The sequence below is a fragment of the Actinomadura rubrobrunea NBRC 15275 genome (genome assembly GCF_001552235.1).
GTDB classification, from domain to species: Bacteria; Actinomycetota; Actinomycetes; order Streptosporangiales; family Streptosporangiaceae; genus Spirillospora; species Spirillospora viridilutea.
Genome location: NZ_BCQU01000121.1, coordinates 1 through 17,426, shown reverse-complemented (window position 1 = coordinate 17,426; position 17,426 = coordinate 1). Strand labels below are relative to the sequence as shown.

Here is a 17,426-nt window from a genome sequence, read left to right as displayed (position 1 = left end):
CTGGGCGGAATGGCGGTGGCCCGCGGGCGCGCGGGCCCGGGAAGGTCGGGGTCGACCGACCTGACACGCGTCGAGGAGCACCCATGGCCTTCCCACGAAACCAGTGGTACGTCGCGGCGTACGGATCGGAGGTCGGCGACGGACTGCTGGCCCGCACCATCTGCGGCGAGCCGATCGTCTTCTACCGCACCCGCGACGGGAGGCCCGTCGGGTTGGCGGACCGCTGCGTGCACCGGCGCTACCCGCTGTCGGCCAGCCACCGCGACGGCGACCGGATCGTCTGCGGCTACCACGGCTTCACCTACGACCCGGACGGCGTGTGCGTGGCCGTGCCCGGCCAGCGCCGCGTGCCCCGCACCGCCCGCGTCCCCCGCTACCACGTCGTCGAGCAGGACTCGCTGATCTGGGTGTGGATCGGCGACGACGACAAGGCCGACCCGGCGGCGATCCCGCGGGCGCCCTGGCTGGACTCCCCCGACTACGTGACGGTGCGGGGCATGGAGCCCCTGGCCGCGCGCTACGAGCTGCTCGTCGACAACCTGATGGACCTGTCGCACGAGACGTATCTGCACGCCGGCTACATCGGCACCCCGGAGGTGGCCGCGACCCCGATCACCACGGAGGTGGACGAGGAGGCCGGGGTCATCTACGTCAGCCGCCGCATGAAGGACGCCGAGTGCCCGCCCTTCTACGCCAAGTCCACGGGCATCGAGGGCCGCATCGACCGCTGGCAGGACATCGAGTACCACCCGCCGTGCCTGTACCTGCTGCACAGCCGGATCGCGCCGACCGGCGTTGAGCCGGGACCCGACGGCGACGACAGCCGGGCCTGCCACGCCGAGATCGTGTACGCGATCACGCCGGAGACCGAGACGACCACCCACGACTTCTGGATGGTGGCCCGCGACTTCGCGCTCGACGACGAGGAGGTGTCGGCGTTCCTGGCCGAGAGCAACCGCACCGTCGTGCTGCAGGACGTCGAGGCGCTCAACCTGCTGGAGAAGGTCATCGCCGCCGAGCCGGAGGGCTACCAGGAGCTGAGCATCAACATCGACACCGGCGGGCTGGCCGCGCGCCGGATGCTCCAGCGGATGACGGCCCGATGAGCGCGTCCGGCCGCCGGCTGCGGGTGGAGTGGACTCCCGGCACCGATCTGCTGACGGGCATCTGCTTCTGCGGCGCGCAGCGCCGGTCCGACGACCCGGTCGAGCTCTGGCGGTGGCTGCTGGCCCACCCCGACCACGACCTCCCCTCCTGAGACCGGCGTGCCGGAGACGTCCGGCACGCCGGTCTCCCTGTCGTTGATCACGATTGCGCGACACGTCTGGATTTCCGGGCGCCGTCGGCGCCACCATCCGAAGCACCATCCGAAAGACCACAGGCCGCGAGCGCAAGGAGATCCCATGAGCCTTCTCCGCGACACCCCGCCGTTCCGCGCCGACCACGTCGGGAGCCTGCTGCGTCCCCAGCGGCTGCTGCAGGCCCGCGACGACTTCGCCGCCGGCCGGATCAAGGCCGAGGACCTGCGGCAGGTCGAGGACGAGGCGATCCGCGAGGTCGTCCAGGCCCAGAAGGCGGCCGGGCTGCGCACCGCCACCGACGGCGAGTTCCGCCGCACCGCCTGGCACATGGACTTCATCTACCGGCTGGGCGGCGTCTCCCCGGCCGACGAGAAGATCAAGGTGAAGTTCCGCAACGAGTCCGGCGACATCGAGTTCACCGCCGCCGCGCTGCGCGTGCACGACCGGGTGCGCCTCGAGGAGACGATCTTCGGCGACCACTTCGCGTTCCTGAAGGAGGCGGCGGAGGGCACCGGGCTGACCCCCAAGCTGACCATCCCGTCGCCCAACATGGTCCACTACCGGGGCGGCCCCGCCGCCATCGACCGGAACGTCTACCCCGACGTGGAGGAGTTCTGGTCCGACCTGGCCGCCGCCTACGCCGAGCAGGTGCGGCGGATCGCCGAGCTGGGCTGCACGTACCTGCAGTTCGACGACACCAGCCTGGCCTACCTCAACGACCCCGAGCAGCGGCGCATCATCAGGGAGCGGGGCGACGACGCCGACCACCTGCACCTGCGCTACATCAAGCAGATCAACGCGGCGCTGGCGGACAAGCCGGAGGGGCTCTCGGTCACCACCCACATGTGCCGGGGCAACTTCCGCTCGTCGTGGACGGCGGAGGGCGGCTACGACTTCGTGGCCGAGGCGCTGTTCAGCGAACTGGCGGTGGACGGCTTCTTCCTCGAGTACGACGACCACCGCTCGGGCGGCTTCGAGCCGCTGCGGTTCGTCCCCAAGGGCAAGATGGTCGTCCTGGGGCTGGTCACCACCAAGCGCGGCGCGCTGGAGTCCAAGGACGACCTCAAGCGCCGGATCGAGGAGGCGTCGCGGTACGTGCCGATCGAGCAGCTGTGCCTGTCGCCGCAGTGCGGCTTCTCCTCCACGGTCGAGGGCAACGTGCTCACCTACGACGAGCAGATGGCCAAGCTCCAGCTCATCGTGGAGACCGCCGAAGAGGTCTGGGGCTGATCCGGCGGGACGCCTCCGACGTCGGTCGGGCCCGCTTGGCCTGAACGATCGATCGGAGGCGTCCCGACCGGCCAGGGAGGTCTCTCCCCGGAGCCGTTCGACCTGGAGACGATCCGCACCCGGCTGCCGCGCGGCCAGTGGCCGAGCGCCCGCACCCACACCGTCCGCGCCTGGACCCCTCGATGTCGTGAGCTGACGATCTGCCTCGTCCGCCACGGCGACCGGGGCCCGGCCGGGCGGGGGCGGCCTGCGGCGGCCGGGCGACGCGATCTTCTTCGCGGGACCGGGCGGCGCCTCTGCGCCGCCCGGAGCCGGGCCGCACCCGCCGACGGACGACGGGAGGCGCTGTCAGCGACCGCCGCCTCGATGGAGCGGGTGCCGAGGGGCACCCGCTCGCGTGTCGACGATGTGCAAGGGCCTGCCGACAAGCAGGAGTCGTCCACGCGCGCCGACGCGCGGCTCCCGCGCGTCCAGCGGCGTGCGGCCCGCGGGTCAGGCGGTGGCCTCGCCGGCCTCGGCGGCGTCGGGGTCGTCGTCGGCGAAGCCCGGCAGCCAGCGCAGCGCCTCGGCGCGGAAGTCCGCCTCGGCCTCCAGCTGGCACAGCACGCCGCCGCACCCGGCCAGGGCCCGGCTGACGGACAGGTACTGCGGCGGCAGCCGCAGGTGCCGGGCCAGGCCGCCCGGCCGCAGGTCGGCGGCCAGGCCCATGCCGCGCGCGGTCTCGCGGCGCAGCCACTCTCGGCTGTAGCGGAACCGCTCCACGGTGAACGGAGCGGCGTGCGGGGCGATCAGGGCGCGCAGCTGCTCGGGGTCGATGTCGGCGTCCTCGGCCAGGAACCCCTCCGCGCGGGCGTGGGCGACCATCTCCTCCGCGTCGCCCAGGGTGCCGATGCGCAGCATCCGGCCGAGCGCCCACTGCATCTCGGCCGGGACGCGGGCGGCCCCGCCGAAGTCCAGCACGCCCAGCCTGCCGTCGTCCAGCAGCCGGAAGTTGCCCGGATGCGGGTCGATGTGGATCATCTCGCAGCGGGCCGGGCCGGACAGGATGAACCGGAACAGCAGCAGCCCGGCGCGGTCGCGCTGCTCCCGCGTGCCGTCCGCGATGATCCGCGACAGCGGCGTGCCCTCCACCCACTCGGTCACCAGCACGTTGCCTGACTGCGCCACGACGGCGGGCACCAGGAAGTCGGGGTCGCCCGCGTAGGCGCGGTGGAAGGCGGTCTGGGCGCGGGCCTCGTCGCGGTAGTCCAACTCCTTCTCCAGCCGCCGCTTCAGGTCGGCGACCAGCGGTTCGACCTCGAGACCGGGGAACAGCGGCGCGATCAGCCGGCTCAGCCGGGCGATCTGGTTGAAGTCGCTCATCAGCGCCGGGCCGGCGCCCGGGTACTGCACCTTGACGGCCACGGGGCGGCCGTCGCGCCACACGGCCCTGTGCACCTGGCCGATGGACGCGGCCGCGGCGGGACGATCGTCGAACTCGGCGAACAGCTCCCGCCAGTCCTCGCCGAGGCCCTCGGCCATGACGCGGTGCGCGGTCGCGGCGGGCATCGGCGGCGCCGCCTCCTGCAGCCGGGTCAGGCTGGCGCGGAACGGCCCGGCCGCCTCCTCCGGCAGCCCCGCCTCGAAGATCGACAGCAGCTGGCCGACCTTCATGGCGCCGCCCTTCAGCTCGCCGAGCACGCTGAACAGCTGCTCGGCGGTGCGCCGCCGCACCTCCTGCGCGACGGCCTCGGCGGGGCGGCCGATCGTCCGCTTGCCCAGTCCGAGGGCGGTGCGGCCGGCGAAGCCGAGCGGCAGGGTGGCCAGCTTGGCGGTCCGGCTCACCGCACGACGGGGGATGTCGCTCACGTCTGGACCGTCCTGACTGTCGGCAGCGGGTTTCCGGGATGAACGGCATCAACGGTATCTCCGCCATGCCCGTTCCGCCCATCGCTTGACGCCCGTCCGCGGCCGGACCACCATGGCGCATGACCACGTGAGACACCTCACGGTTTTGTCTCGGACATGTGGCGGAGAGGGGCGTCCGGCCGGCGATGAACGGCACCACGGCGGCGTTGCTGGCGGTCTCCCTCTACTACGTGGGGGCGGCGCTGCTGAAGTCCGCCGGGGCGCGGATGGAACCGCTGCGCGGCGACCGTCCGTGGCACCTGCTGGTCCAGACGACTCGATCGGGGCGGTGGCTGGCCGGGGTCGTGGTGTTCGCGGTCGGCGTGGAACTGCAGCTGATCGCCTTCGCCGAGCTTCCGCTGAGCAGGGCGCAGCCGCTGTTCTCCGCCGCCCTGGCGGTGCTGCCGGTCATCGCGGCGGTCTGGTTCCGCGAACGGCCGACCGCTCGCGAGTGCCTGGGATTCGCGGTGTTCGCGGCCGGAACGCTGCTCATCGCCGCGTCCGTGCGCCCCGACGGCGACATCGGCACCGCCCCGCCCGCCGCGCTGCTGTGCGCGGTGACGGTGCCGTCGCTGGCGGTGCCGATCGCGCTGTTCTCGTGGGGCGACCGGCGCCGGCCGCCCCGGCACGCCCGTCCCCCGGCGGGCGTGGAGTACGGCGTCAGCGTCGGCATCCTCGTCGGGACGGTGGAGGTCGCGGTCAAGGGCCTGACGCTGGAGAGCGTCCAGCCCGGCCCGGCGGTGCTGCTGACCACCCCGTACCCCTACCTGATCGGCGCGGCCGTGATCCTGGCGATGGCGCAGGGCACCATCGCCCTGCAGCGCTGCCGCCTGACGGTGTCCGCGGCGGTCTGCACGATCGTCGCGAAGACGTACCTGATCGTCGTCGGCAGCCTGCTGTACGGCGGCGACTGGCCCGCCGACCCCCTGTACGGGGTGCCGCGCATCCTCGGCATCGCCCTGGCCGCCTCGGCGCTGCTGGCGTTCCCGCGTTACGAACCGGACCCGTCCGCCTCGCCTCGCCCGTCCCGCGGCCCGGACGAGGGCCGCCCGCCCTCCGGACGCGTCTCGTCCGGGCCGGGCGGGCGCAGCAGCAGCTCGATGACCTCCAGCGCGGTGTCGATCTCCGGGCGGGTGCCGCCGAGGTAGTGCGCGTACATGAACGAGTCCGCCACGCGGACGATCGCCTGCGCCAGCGTGCGCGCGGGCAGCGAGACGCGCAGCCGCCCCCGGTCGATCTGCCGCTGCAGCTCGTCCGCCAGCAGCTCGGCGGCGCGGTCCTCGATGGCGCCGGGCATGGTGGCCAGCCGCACGAACAGCCGCGGCTCGCGTTCGGTGAACGCCTTGAGCGGGACGGCGTCGACCACCGCCCGCATGAACCGGTCGAGGAGGGCCAGCACCCGGTCCGGGCCGGAGCCCTCGACGCCCCGCACGGCCGCCCGGTAGGTGCGCTCGGTCATGTCCGCCAGCACCGTGGCCAGCAGCCGCTCGCGGCTGCCCACCCACCGGTAGAGCGTGGCGCGGCCGACGCCGAGCTCGGCGGCCAGCGCGGACATGTCGATCGGCTCGCAGTTGAGGTAGCGCGCGGTCGCCGCGGCGACCGCGTCCGCCGGACCGGCCGCCCTGCGGCCCGCGCCGTCGCGGTCTCGCCGCACCCCGTGCACGCGCTCAGAATCGCACACTCGCCGGCGAGGGGCATCGCGACCGCGCGATCGCCTCGACCGGTGGCGGTCAGGACGGCCGGGACAGGTCCAGGTCGGTCTCCAGGCCGTGGCGCCGGACGAACTCGCCCAGCCTGCCGGCGGACAGCGCCTCGAACAGGGCGGCGCTGCGCTCGGGATCGGGCAGCAGGACGTTCTGCCCGTCGAACCACGCCGACGGCCCCGTCGGCAGGGTCGCGAAGGTGACCCGGTCGGGACCGATGCCCGCCAGCCGCACCGCCAGCGACCGCAGCGTGCCGAACCCCGCGCGGGAGTCGACCGCGACCGACGCGCTGGCCGCCCGCAGGAAGGCGTCCAGTTTGAGCGGGTTGGTCAGCGTGCCGGCGTCGACCGCCTTGGCCGCCATGGCCTTGAGGAAGGCGTGCTGCCGTTTCACCCGGTCCAGGTCGCTGCCGGACAGGCCCTTGCGTTCACGGACGAACCGCAGCGCCGCCGCGCCGTCCAGGTGGTTGCGCCCCGCGGGCCACGACCAGCCGTTGCTCGGGTCGTAGATGGGCTGGTCCAGGTAGATGTCCACCCCGCCGAGCGCGTCGGTCATCCGCGCGAACCCGGCGAAGTCGACGGCGGCGACGTGGTCGATCCGGATCCCGGACATCTGCTGCACGGTCCGCGCCAGCAGGCCCGGTCCGCCGTGCGCGAACGCCGCGTTGATCTTGGCGCGCCGGTAGCCGGGGATGTCGATCCACAGATCGCGCGGGATCGAGATGACGTAGGCGCGGCGCCCGCCGTCCGGCAGGTGCAGCAGCATGATCGTGTCGGCGTGCGCCCGTCCCCCGGGCCGCCACTTCTCCCGGGTGGGGACGCCGCGCATGTCCGACCCGAGGAGCAGCCAGGTGCGGCCGGGGTCGTCCGCCGCATGCCGCGACCCGCCGGGCGGCAGCGCCCCCGGCAGCCGCTGGATGCGGTGGTCGTAGCTTTCGGCGCGCCACACCGCGAGCCCGAAGGCCGTCACGGCCAGCACCGCGGCCCCCACTCCCAGGCGCACCAGCGCGCGCCGGAGGCGCCCGCCCGCGTGCGCGCGCCGACTCCAGGTTCCCATGGCAGGGGTCACCTCCGCTGCGGCCGTCCCGTCCGCGACACCGGGGTGCCTGCGCCCAGTGCCAACGCATGATCACCCACCCCGGTTCCCCGCATCGGCGGCCTATAACGCCCGTCATATGGCGCCCTCGACCCCGAGACCCCCCAAACCGGTCGCGGCCGCGGCGACGCGGTCGATCAGACCGGCCAGCAGGGCCGTCCGGGGGACGAGAGAGGACAGGTCGAGCCATTCGCCGGGCGTGTGCGCGGCGCCGCCGATCGGGCCCAGACCGTCCAGGACGGGGGTTCCGGCGGCCGCGACGAGGTTGGCGTCGGCGCCGCAGCCGACGGCGCGGGCGCGGATGTGCAGGCCGAGCTCGCGTCCCAGCGCGCAGGCGGCGTCCGCCAGGGCGTCGGTCCGCGGGCCGCCCTCCCACGGGGGCATGGGGGCGCGCTCGGCGATCTCGGCCGTCACCCCCGGGACGCCGTGGCCGTCGGCCAGGCGGCGGACGTCGCGCACGGCGGCGTCGAAGTCGGCGGCGCGGTCGGCGCGCACGTCGACGGCGAGGCGGGCGGACTCGGCGACCATGTTGGGGGCGGTGCCCGCGCTCAGCACGCCGACGGTGACGGTCACGCCGGGCCGCCCGCGGTTCAGCTCCTGCAGGGCGACGGTCAGCCGGGCCGCGGCCAGGGCGGCGTCGGCGCCCCGCTCGGCGTCCACGCCCGGGTGCGCCGCCCGCCCGCGCAGGACGATCTCCACCTCGGTGACCCCCTTGCGGGCGGCGATCAAGGAGCCGTCGGCGGGGGCGCACTCCAGGCACAGCGCCGCGGCCGCGTCGCGCGCCTCGCGCCGCAGCACCGCGCGGCCCAGCGGGGAGCCGGCCTCCTCGTCCGGCGAGCACACCAGCGTCAGCTCGCCGTAGCGTTCGGCGCCCAGCAGGATCAGCGCCTCGACGGCGGCCAGGCCCGCCAGCAGGCCGCCCTTGCCGTCGCACACGCCGGGGCCGAGGGCGCGGTCGCCGTCCACCTGGAACGGCCGCGCGGCCGCGGTGCCCGCGGGGAAGACGGTGTCCATGTGGCCGACCAGCAGGATCTTGCGGCGGCCGGCGCCGCCGCGGCGGGCGATCAGGGCGGCGCGGCCGTCGGCGAGCCGGACGGGCTCCAGCCGCATGCCCGCGTCGCGGGCGTACCCGGCGACCAGCCCCGCCACCCGGTTGACGCCCGCGACGTCGGCGCTGCCGCTGTCCACCGCGACCAGCTCGGCGAGCCGGGACAGATAGCGCGCGCGGCCGTGCGCGGCGGCCGCCGCGAGCGCCTCGGCGTCCGGGCCGCGGGCGTCGCCCGGCGGCGACGCGCCCGTCGACCCCCCTCTCGACGCCCCTCTCGACGCCCCTATCGACGTCCCTATCGACGGGCCGGTCGCCGGGCCGGTCGACGCCCTCGTCGCGGATGTCCCGTTCGATGCCCGCGCGGTCGGAGTTCGTACGCTCATCCCTGTGTTCACCATCCGCACTCAAATGACTACCTGTTGTGATCGAGGGTAACTACCCCGTGTGACAGACAGCACCGGGGGGCGCCGCCGCAGAGGCCGATTGCTGATCATCGGCGGCGCGGAGAACCGCACCTGCGGCTCCGGGCCGCTGGAGACGTTCGTGCGGCTGGCGGGCGCCGCCGGCGCGCGGGTGGTGGTCGTGACCACCGCCACCGAACTCCCCGAGCAGGTCACCGCCGAGTACGAAGCCGCCTTCGGCCGGCTCGGCGTGACCGCGGTGCGGGAGCTGCGGCTGCTGGGCCGGGCCGCGGCCGACGACCCGGGCGTGCTTGAGGCGCTGGAGGACGCCACCGGAGTGCTGTTCAGCGGCGGCGACCAGTCGCGCATCCGCACCCTGGTCGGCTCCAAGACCAACGAGCTGCTGCGCCGGCGGCTGGAGGACGACGGCCTGGTGATCGCCGGGACCAGCGCGGGCGCCACCGCGATGGGCCGCTGGATGATCCTGGGCGGCACGGGCCACGAGGTCGCCGCGTCCACGGTGCGCGTCGGCCCCGGGCTCGGGCTGATGGAGGACGTGCTCATCGACATGCACTTCCTCGAGCGCGGCCGGCTGCCCCGCCTGCTCAGCGGAATCGCGCTCGACACCCGGCTGCTGGGCGTGGGCATCGACGAGGACACCGCGGTCGTGGTGAGCGACGGGGCCTTCGAGGTGGTCGGCTCCGGCCTGGTCACCGTCGTGGACGCCGGACGCGCCACGGTGGGGTACGCGGCGGGGGACGACGAGCCGATGGCGATGCTGAACGTCGACCTGCATCTGCTCCCGGCGGGCTGCCGCTTCGAGATGGACCGGCGCCGACCCGTCATCGGCCGCCGTCCCGGGGAGGAGTCCTGACCGATGCGCATCGACGCGCTGCGCCGCCTCGGCGGCCCGAACGTGTACCTGTCCCGGCCGGTGGTGGTGGCCCGGCTGGAGCTGGCGGAGCTGACCGAGCGGGAGACCACCGACCATCCGGGCTTCGCCGAACGGCTGGTGGAGCTGCTGCCGGGCCTGGCCGACCACCACTGCTCGGCGGGGCGTCCCGGCGGGCTGCTGGAGGCGATGGCGCGCGGCACGTACTTCGGCCACGTCACCGAGCACGTGGCGCTGGAGCTGTCCTGCCTCATCGGCCGCGAGGTGTGCTTCGGGCGGACGGTGTGGGCGGGCTCCCCCGGGAGCTACGACGTGATCCTGGAGTGCCCGCGCTACGAGCCGCCCGGCAGCCCGGTCCCCGGCGGCCTGCTGGCGCTGGCGGTGCGGACCGTGACGGGGGTGCTGGAGGGGCGGCCGCCGGCGCTGGAGCCGCGGCTGGCCCGCCTCCGCGCCGAGTACGAGCGCACCCGGCTGGGCGTCAGCACGGCGGCGCTGGCGCGGGCGGCGCGGCGCCGGGGCGTCCCGGTGCGCCGGGTGGGCGACCTGAACCTGCTGCATCTCGGCCACGGGCGGCACCGCCGCACGGTGTGGGCCGCGATGACCGACGCGACCTCGGCGATCGGCATGGAGATCGCCGCGGACAAGCGGCTGGCGCAGACCGTCCTGGCCGAGGCGGGCATCCCGGTGCCGGACGGGCGGCTGGTGGAGAACGCGGCCGAGGCGCTGGACGCGCTGCGCGAGCTCGGCCCTCCCGTGGTCGTCAAGCCGCTGTCGGGGCACCAGGGCGAGGGCGTGGGGATCGAGCTGTCCGAGCCCGCCGAGGTGCTGGCCGCGTTCCGCGCCGCCGCGCGGGTGGACGAGAGGGTGCTGGTCGAGTCCTACATCCCCGGCCGCGACTACCGGGTGCTGGTGGTCGGCGGGAAGACGGCGGCCGCGGCCGAGCTGACCGCCGCGCACGTCGTCGGCGACGGCAGGTCCACGGTCGCGGCGCTGGTCGAGCGCGTCAACGCCGACCCGGCGCGGGGCGAGGGCCACGACCGGCCGCTGACGCGGCTGCGGCTCGGCGCGGCGGAGATCGCGCACCTGGCGAGCCAGGGGCACCGCCGCGACACCGTGCCGGCCGAGGGCGAGGTGGTGTGGCTGCGCCGCAACGCCAACCTGTCGACCGGCGGCACCAGCCGGGACGTGACGGACCAGGTGCACCCGCGGGTCGCGCGGATGTGCGAGCGGGCCGCCGCGGCGATCGGCATGGACGTGTGCGGCATCGACCTGCGCCTGCCCGACATCGCCGCGCCGCCGCCGGCCGACCCCGGCGCGGCGGGCGTGCTGGAGGTCAACGCCGCGCCCGGCCTGCGCATGCACCTGGAGCCGCACGAGGGCCGGGGCCGGGACGTCGCGGCGACGATCATCGACCTGCTGTTCCCGCCGGGCGCGCCGTCGCGGATCCCGATCGTGTCGGTCACCGGCACCAACGGCAAGACCACGACCGTGCGGATGATCGCCCACATCCTCGCCCGCCGGGGGCTGCGGGTCGGCCTGGCCTGCACCGAGGGCGTGTACCTCGAAGGGCGCGGGGCGGACGGCCTGATCTACAAGGCCGACGCGTCGGGGCCCCGCTCGGCGGAGATGGTGCTGGCCGACCGCTCGGTGGAGGCGGCCGTGCTGGAGACCGCGCGGGGCGGCATCGTCCGCCGCGGGCTGGGCTACGACCGCGCCGACGTGGCCGTGGTCACCAACATCACCCCCGACCACCTCGGCGTGGACGGCGCGCTGTCGCTGGACGACCTGGTGCACATCAAGGCGCTGGTCGCCGAGGAGATCCGCGACGGCGGGCACCTGGTGCTCAACGCCGACGACCCGCGGGCGGCGGGGCTGGCCGAGCGTCCCGCGGTGCGGCGGCGCGCCCCGGTGGTGCGGCTGTTCGGCGCCTCGGCGGACGGCGAGCCCCTCGCCCGGCACATGGCCGCGGGCGGCGTCGCCTACTTCGTCGACGGCGACGTGCTCGTGGAGGCGGCCGGGCCGCGCGAGCGCACGCCGCTGGTTCCGGTCGCGCAGATCGCGGGCGCGTTCGGCGGGCGCGCCGCGCACGTGGTCGCCAACGCGCTGGCCGCGGCGGCCGCCGCCCGCGCCCTCGACACCCCCGCCGACGTGGTCGCCGACGCGCTGCGGTCGTTCGTCCCGCACGACCGCAACCCCGGCCGCGGCTGCGTGTACCAGGTCGGCGACAACCAGGTGCTGGTGGACTACGCGCACAACCCGGCCGCGGTCGCCGCGATCGGCGCGTTCGTGCGCCGCCAGTGGGACCGTCCCGGCGTCGCCGCCGTCACGCTGCCCGGCGACCGCGACGACGCTCTGGTCGTCGAGACCGCCGGCGCGCTGGCGGAGACGTTCGGCCGGGTGGTCGTCTACGAGGACGAGGACCTGCGCGGCCGCCGGCCCGGCGAGATGACCGGACTGATCATCCGCGGGCTGCGCGCGCGGCGGCCGGACGTGCGGCACTTCCCGGCGGGCGACCTGAAGGGGGCGCTGACCACGGCCCTGGCCGTGGCCGGGCCCGGCGAGCCGGTGCTGCTGCTGTACGAGAAGCTGCAGCCGGTCACCGACCTTCTCCAGACCCTCGGCGCGGTTCCCCGTCCCTGACCGGCCGCTGCGGGCGCGGCGTCCGGCGCAGGGCCCACCAGGCGGCGGCCGTCGAGACGCCGAGGAGGAGGACGAAGGCCACGTCGGGGACGGCGCGGCCCGCGCGCTGCGCCCACTCTTCGAGCGCGACCTCCCGGTCGGCGCCGAGCGGCGAGGGCAGCGCGGCGGTGCCCTCGAAGGCGGCGAACAGCACGCCGACGGCGACGAACAGCAGCCCCGAGACCAGGGACGCGGTGTGCAGCCGCAGCGGGCCGACGGTGAACGGCCTGCCGCGCCACCAGCGGCGCCGCCCGAGGTCGAATCTGTCCCACAGCAACGCCAGCACGAACAGCGGCAGCGCCATGCCGAACGCGTAGAGGGCGAGGAGCACGCCGCCGTACAGCGGGTCCCCGTCCACGGCGGCCACCGTGAGGATCGCGCCGAGGACGGGCCCGGCGCAGAACCCCGCCAGCCCGTACACGGTGCCGAGCAGATAGGTCGACGCCGCCGACACCGGGCGCAGCCGGCCCGCCGCCTCCCGCGCGCGTCTCGAGGCGAATCCGAGGCCGAGGATCTGCGCCGCGCCCAGTGCGACGACGACCGCGCCTCCGGCCGTGACCAGCAGCTCGCGGTGCCCGTTGAGCAGCCGCGCGGCCGCCGAGCCGGCGACGCCGAGCGGCACCAGCGTGCTGGCGAGCCCCGCGTAGAAGACGCAGGTGCGGGCCAGCAGCCGGGCGGGCGCGGCGAACGCGTAGGCGAAGAACGCCGGCAGCAGCACCGCGCCGCACGGGCTGACCAGGGCGAGCGCGCCCCCGAGGAACGCCGCCGGATATCCGATGTCGATCACGTGCCCCCTCCCACGTGACCGGCAGGCTACTCGCGCCGGCGGCGGCTCAGGAGGCGACGCCCTCCAGGGGCAGGCCGACGTAGTTCTCCGCCAGGCTGGTCGACGCGGCCGTCGACGACACGACGTAGTCCAGGTGCGAGCGCTGCAGGCGCCGGGCGAACTCGTCGGCGCCCGGCTCGACGTGCAGGAGGGTGGTCATCCAGTAGGAGAAGTGCTCGGCGCGCCAGACCCGGCGCAGGCAGATGTCGGAGTAGGAGTCGAGCAGCGTCCGCGAGCCGGTCGCGTAGTACTCGGTCAGCGCGGCGGCCAGCACGGTGACGTCCGCGACGGCGAGGTTGAGGCCCTTGGCGCCGGTCGGCGGGACGATGTGCGCGGCGTCCCCGGCCAGGAACAGCCGGTCGTGCCGCATCGGCTCGGCGACGAAGCTGCGCATCGGGGTGACCGACTTGTCGGTGATCGGCCCGGGGGTCAGCTCCCAGTCGTCGTCGGTGGCGAAGCGGGCGGCCAGCTCGTCCCAGATCCGCTGGTCCGACCAGGCCGACAGGTCCTCGTCGGGGGCGACCTGCAGGTACAGGCGGCTGACCTTGGGCCCCCGCAGGCTGTGCAGCGCGAAGCCGCGCTCGTGGTTGGCGTAGATGAGCTCCTCGGTGGACGGCGGGACGTCGGCGAGGATGCCGAGCCAGGCGTACGGGTACTCGCGGGTGTACGTCCGCGCGCCCGGCAGGGCGGGGCGCGACACCCCGTGGAACCCGTCGCATCCGGCGACGAAGTCGCATTCCAGCGTGTGCGTGCGGCCGCCCTGCCGGAACGTCACGCTGGGCGCGGACGGGTCGACCGCCACCGCCTCGGCCTCGAAGCGGATGTCGCCGCCGTCGGCCAGGCGCCGCGCCACGAGATCCTTGACGATCTCGGTCTGGGCGTAGACGGTCACCGTCCGGCCGGTCAGCTCGGTGAGCGGGACGCGGTGTCCGGCGCCGCCGAACCGCAGCTCCAGCCCGTGGTGCACCAGCCCCTCGCGGTCGAGCCGCTCGCCCACCCCGGCTTCGCGCAGCACGTCGGTGGTGCCCTGCTCCAGCATCCCGGCGCGCTGGCGGCGCTCGACGTACTCCCGGTCGCGGCTCTCCAGCACCACCGACTCGATGCCCTGCCGGTGCAGCAGCTGGGACAGCAGCAGGCCCGCCGGCCCCGCGCCAACGATCGCGACCTGGGTGCGCATGACTCCTCCTCGTCGGTTGTTCCTGTGATCCTGGCCCGCGGCGCCGCCCGGTCCCGTCCCGTCCTTCCGTCCACCGGAAACCGGGGGTGCGGCGTGCCCGCGGCGCGGCGTCATTCGCCGGAGGCGGCGGGCGGCGAGCCGTCCAAGGCGAGGGGCGCGCCGCCCGCCGCGTCGACGCGCCAGTGCAGGGCCACGTCGCGCGACAGGGCCCGGGCGGCGGTCATCAGGGGCGGCAGCAGCCGCCGCACGTCGGCGCCGCGGGTGCGGGCGACCAGCGACAGGGCCGCCACGACCCCGCCCTCGGCGTCGCGGATCGGGACGGCGACCGAGGACGCGCCCACCGTCATGTCGTCGCGTGTGTGGGAGTAGCCCCTGTGCCGCACCCGGGCCAGGACGCGCCGCAGCTCGTCCGGGTCGGTGATGCTGCGCGGGGTGTACCTCTCCAGCCCGGCCGCCAGGACCCGTTCGCGCACGTCCCGCGGCGCGAACGCCAGCAGCACCTGCCCCACGCCGGTGGTGTGCAGCGGCAGCGTGCTGCCGACCTGCGTGACCACCGGCACCGAGCGGGCGCCGCGCAGCCGCTCCACGACCAGCGCCTTGTCGTCGCGCAGCACGGCGAGCTGCACGTTGTCGTGGGTGACCTCGTAGACGTCCTCCATGTGCGGCAGCGCCAGCTCCCGGAGGCCGGTGACGGCCGGGGCCTGGCTGCCGATGCGCCACAGGCGCGTCCCGATGCGATACGTGCCGTCGGGCACGCGCTCCAGGAAGCCGCCGGCGACCAGTTCCCCCACCAGCCGGTGCCCGGTGGCCAGCGGCAGCCCGGCGCGCCGGCAGATCTCGCTGAGGTTGAGGCGGACGCCGCCGAGGGCGAAGGCGTCCAGGATCGCCATCACCTTGCGCGCCACGCTCGGCGGCCGCGCCCGGTGCGCCGCACCGTCCGTCATCGCCCGCTCCCTCTCGCTGGGGCCGCTAACCGGCGGCGGGCCGCGTCCCGCTCGCCGCGTCGTCTGCGTCCGGTCCGTCCGCCTCCTCGGCCAGCACCCGCTGGGCGACCGCGAAGGCGGAATTGGCCGCGGGCACCCCACAGTAGATCGCGCTCTGCAGCAGCACCTCTTTGATCTCGTCGCGCGTGAGCCCGTTGCGCAGCGCGGCCCGCACGTGCATGGCGAGCTCCTCCAGATGGCCGCGGGCGACCAGGGCGGTGAGCGTGATGCAGCTGCGGGTGCGGCGGTCCAGCCCGGGGCGGGTCCAGATCTCCCCCCAGGCGTACCGGGTGATCAGGTCCTGGAAGTCGGCGGTGAAGTCGGTGGTGCGGGCCGCCGCGCGGTCGACGTGCGCGTCGCCCAGCACCTCGCGCCGCACCTTCATGCCTGCGGCGTGCCGCCGCCGGTCGTCCGTCGGCTCGTCGGTCGGGGAGGTCATGCGGGCAGTCCTTTCCAGGTGCGGTCCAGGTGCCGGACGATCGCGTCGGTGACGGGGCCGGGGCGCTCGACGTTGGCCAGGTGCCCGGCGCCGTCGACGACGACCAGCTCGGCGGCGGGGATGCGGGCGGCGAGCACGTCGCCGTGGCCCGCGGGCGGCGTGGGCGCGTCCTCGGCTCCCGCGATCACCAGGGTGGGCGCCGCGATGTCGGCGAGCCGGTCGGTGATGTCGAAAGCGGCGAGGGCGTCGCAGCAGGCGGCGTAACCCGCCGGGTCGGTGGCGCGCAGCATGGCCACGTAGGGTTCGGCGCCGGTGAAGCCGGGCGTGAACCACCGCGCCGCGGCGGTGTCGGCGACCGGCCCGACGCCCTCGCGGCGCACGAGCGCGGCGCGCTCGCGCCAGCGCTCCGGCGGGCCGAAGCGGGGGGACGTGCAGCACAGGACCAGGCTGGCGACGCGGTCGGGCGCCATCAGGGCGAGCGCGGCGCCGACCGCCCCGCCCAGCGAGACCCCCGCGTGGGCGAACCTGGTGACGCCCTCGGCGTCGAGGATCTCCAGCACCTGGGCGGCCAGGTCGTCGACCGTGAGGGTCCTCCCCCCGCCGGGCGGGGGCGACTGGCCGTGGCCGGGCAGGTCATACCGAAGCACCCGCCAGCGCTCGGTGAGCGCGGGCAGCTGCGGGGCCCACAGGCCGGTCGTGGTGCCCAAGGAGGGGCCGAGGACGACGACGGGGGCGTCGCGCGGCCCGTCGGCTTGGCAGTACAGGCTCACGTGCGGTTCCTCCGATGCTCCCGGTACCGTGCGAGGGCCCGGTCGACCAGGGCCGGAGCGGCGCCGGCGTCGGTGGGCTGGCCGTGCTCGGCCAGCACCTTCAGCAGGCCGTCGAGGTTGGCGCGCATCCGGTCGGGCGCGACCTCCAGGCCGTCCAGCAGTTCGGCGGCGGTCTCCGCGGCGCCGCCGGTCAGGCGCAGCATCTCGCGCACGGGCTGCCACTCGGCGTGCCACTCCCCCGCGGGCCGCTCGTGCGGCGCCGCCTGCGCGGCGAAGACGATCTGCGCGTACGCCGGGACCTGCAGCGCGGCCGAGCGCACCAGCGTGGCCAGCGCGGGGTTGCGCTTGTGCGGCATCGCCGAGGAGCCGCCGCGCCCGGGGGCGGCGGGCTCGGCGACCTCGTCCACCTCGCTCTGGGCGAGCAGGACGACGTCCGTCGCGATCTTGCCGAGGGCGCCCGCGGTCAGCGCCAGCGCCCCGGCCAGCTCGGCGACGGGCGTGCGGCGCGTGTGCCAGGGCAGCGCGGGCTCGTCCAGCCCGGTCCGCGCCGCGTACGCGGCGACCAGGTCGAGCGCGTGCTCGCCGAACGCGGCCAGGGTGCCCGCCGCGCCGCCGAGCTGGACGGGCAGCCGCAGCGCGGCGAGCCGCTCACGGGCGTCCAGGCAGCCCAGCAGCCATCCGGCCGCCTTCAGCCCGAACGTCGTGGGGACCGCCTGGCGCGCCAGCGTCCGCGCCGCCATGGGGGTGCCGCGGTGCCGTTCGGCGTGCCGGGCCAGCGCGTCCAGCGCCCGGTCCAGGTGCGCGAGGATCACGCGGCGGGCGCGGGACGCGACGAGCATGGCCGCGGTGTCGACGATGTCCTGGCTGGTGGCGCCCTGGTGCACGTGCCGGCCGGCCGGGCCCGCCGCCGCGCGCAGGTCGGCGATCAGCGGCACGACCGGGTTGCCGGCGCCGCGCGCCCGCCGCGCCAGGCCGGGCAGGTCGAACCGGTCGGC

General features: G+C 75.5%; 15 protein-coding genes and 1 pseudogene. 6 read left to right on the top strand and 10 right to left on the bottom strand.

Annotated elements, in window-relative coordinates:
* Nucleotides 1–83 precede the first annotated feature (83 nt).
* The 4 genes and pseudogenes from AR3_RS26390 to AR3_RS33005 all read left to right on the top strand — a co-directional run.
* Entirely contained in the window at nucleotides 84–1,106 is a 1,023-nt protein-coding gene (locus AR3_RS26390; RefSeq protein ID WP_067917941.1) for an aromatic ring-hydroxylating oxygenase subunit alpha, read from the top strand.
* Nucleotides 1,103–1,258, top strand: a complete 156-nt coding sequence (locus tag AR3_RS31320; RefSeq protein WP_169803898.1) for a hypothetical protein — start codon at nucleotides 1,103–1,105, stop codon at nucleotides 1,256–1,258. The genes AR3_RS26390 and AR3_RS31320 overlap by 4 nt, the downstream gene beginning before the upstream one ends.
* A gap of 145 nt (nucleotides 1,259–1,403) precedes the next feature.
* Nucleotides 1,404–2,531, top strand: a complete 1,128-nt coding sequence (locus AR3_RS26385) for a 5-methyltetrahydropteroyltriglutamate--homocysteine S-methyltransferase (protein WP_067917939.1) — start codon at nucleotides 1,404–1,406, stop codon at nucleotides 2,529–2,531.
* 51 nt (nucleotides 2,532–2,582) lie between these two features.
* A pseudogene (locus AR3_RS33005) lies at nucleotides 2,583–2,759 on the top strand (siderophore-interacting protein); the annotation flags it as partial.
* A 264-nt stretch (nucleotides 2,760–3,023) separates the two neighbouring features.
* Here AR3_RS33005 and AR3_RS26380 read toward each other — a convergent pair.
* The 4 genes from AR3_RS26380 to AR3_RS26360 form a co-directional block, all read right to left on the bottom strand.
* A complete protein-coding gene (locus tag AR3_RS26380) occupies nucleotides 3,024–4,379 on the bottom strand; it encodes an ABC1 kinase family protein (protein ID WP_067917937.1) in 1,356 nt (451 codons plus the stop codon).
* Nucleotides 4,380–5,409: 1,030 nt separating this feature from the next.
* Nucleotides 5,410–6,081, bottom strand: a complete 672-nt coding sequence (locus AR3_RS26370; protein WP_217998784.1) for a QsdR family transcriptional regulator — start codon at nucleotides 6,079–6,081, stop codon at nucleotides 5,410–5,412.
* A gap of 67 nt (nucleotides 6,082–6,148) precedes the next feature.
* Nucleotides 6,149–7,177 carry an LCP family protein gene (locus AR3_RS26365; protein ID WP_083952044.1) on the bottom strand — a complete coding sequence of 343 codons (1,029 nt, stop codon included), beginning with the start codon at nucleotides 7,175–7,177 and terminating at the stop codon, nucleotides 6,149–6,151.
* Between the two features lie 114 nt (nucleotides 7,178–7,291).
* Entirely contained in the window at nucleotides 7,292–8,404 is a 1,113-nt protein-coding gene (locus tag AR3_RS26360) for a M20/M25/M40 family metallo-hydrolase (RefSeq protein WP_227023364.1), read from the bottom strand.
* 304 nt (nucleotides 8,405–8,708) lie between these two features.
* Here AR3_RS26360 and AR3_RS26355 point away from each other — a divergent pair, with 304 nt between their 5' ends.
* Both AR3_RS26355 and cphA read left to right on the top strand, forming a co-directional pair.
* A complete protein-coding gene (locus AR3_RS26355; protein WP_067917933.1) occupies nucleotides 8,709–9,539 on the top strand; it encodes a cyanophycinase in 831 nt (276 codons plus the stop codon).
* Between the two features lie 3 nt (nucleotides 9,540–9,542).
* On the top strand, nucleotides 9,543–12,197 hold the full coding sequence (gene cphA / locus AR3_RS26350) for a cyanophycin synthetase (protein WP_067917931.1): 2,655 nt from the start codon (nucleotides 9,543–9,545) through the stop codon (nucleotides 12,195–12,197).
* Here the strand turns inward: cphA and AR3_RS26345 are convergent.
* From AR3_RS26345 to AR3_RS26320, 6 genes are all read right to left on the bottom strand, one after another.
* Entirely contained in the window at nucleotides 12,154–13,023 is an 870-nt protein-coding gene (locus AR3_RS26345) for a cytochrome c biogenesis CcdA family protein (RefSeq protein ID WP_067917930.1), read from the bottom strand. The two genes, cphA and AR3_RS26345, sit on opposite strands and share 44 nt — an antisense overlap.
* A 46-nt stretch (nucleotides 13,024–13,069) precedes the next feature.
* Nucleotides 13,070–14,239: a 4-hydroxybenzoate 3-monooxygenase gene (locus AR3_RS26340; RefSeq protein WP_067917928.1), complete on the bottom strand. Its 1,170-nt coding sequence runs from the start codon at nucleotides 14,237–14,239 to the stop codon at nucleotides 13,070–13,072.
* A gap of 110 nt (nucleotides 14,240–14,349) precedes the next feature.
* A complete protein-coding gene (locus AR3_RS26335) occupies nucleotides 14,350–15,183 on the bottom strand; it encodes an IclR family transcriptional regulator (RefSeq protein ID WP_083952042.1) in 834 nt (277 codons plus the stop codon).
* A 25-nt stretch (nucleotides 15,184–15,208) separates the two neighbouring features.
* Entirely contained in the window at nucleotides 15,209–15,661 is a 453-nt protein-coding gene (gene pcaC, locus AR3_RS32825; RefSeq protein WP_067917926.1) for a 4-carboxymuconolactone decarboxylase, read from the bottom strand.
* Nucleotides 15,658–16,431: a 3-oxoadipate enol-lactonase gene (pcaD, locus tag AR3_RS32820; protein WP_067917924.1), complete on the bottom strand. Its 774-nt coding sequence runs from the start codon at nucleotides 16,429–16,431 to the stop codon at nucleotides 15,658–15,660. The genes pcaC and pcaD overlap by 4 nt, the downstream gene beginning before the upstream one ends.
* A partial coding sequence (locus AR3_RS26320; protein WP_067917922.1) for a lyase family protein occupies nucleotides 16,428–17,426 on the bottom strand: 999 nt, incomplete at its 5' end. The genes AR3_RS26320 and pcaD, both read right to left, overlap by 4 nt.

Excerpts from the sequence above, each read along its gene's own strand:
- AR3_RS26390 (WP_067917941.1), top strand. The coding sequence starts at position 84 with ATGGCCTTCCCACGAAACCAGTGGTACGTCGCGGCGTACGGATCGGAG.
- AR3_RS31320 (WP_169803898.1), top strand. The coding sequence starts at position 1,103 with ATGAGCGCGTCCGGCCGCCGGCTGCGGGTGGAGTGGACTCCCGGCACC.
- AR3_RS26385 (WP_067917939.1), top strand. The coding sequence starts at position 1,404 with ATGAGCCTTCTCCGCGACACCCCGCCGTTCCGCGCCGACCACGTCGGG.
- AR3_RS26365 (WP_083952044.1), bottom strand. The coding sequence starts at position 7,177 with ATGGGAACCTGGAGTCGGCGCGCGCACGCGGGCGGGCGCCTCCGGCGC.
- cphA (WP_067917931.1), top strand. The coding sequence starts at position 9,543 with ATGCGCATCGACGCGCTGCGCCGCCTCGGCGGCCCGAACGTGTACCTG.
- AR3_RS26340 (WP_067917928.1), bottom strand. The coding sequence starts at position 14,239 with ATGCGCACCCAGGTCGCGATCGTTGGCGCGGGGCCGGCGGGCCTGCTG.
- AR3_RS26335 (WP_083952042.1), bottom strand. The coding sequence starts at position 15,183 with ATGACGGACGGTGCGGCGCACCGGGCGCGGCCGCCGAGCGTGGCGCGC.
- pcaC (WP_067917926.1), bottom strand. The coding sequence starts at position 15,661 with ATGACCTCCCCGACCGACGAGCCGACGGACGACCGGCGGCGGCACGCC.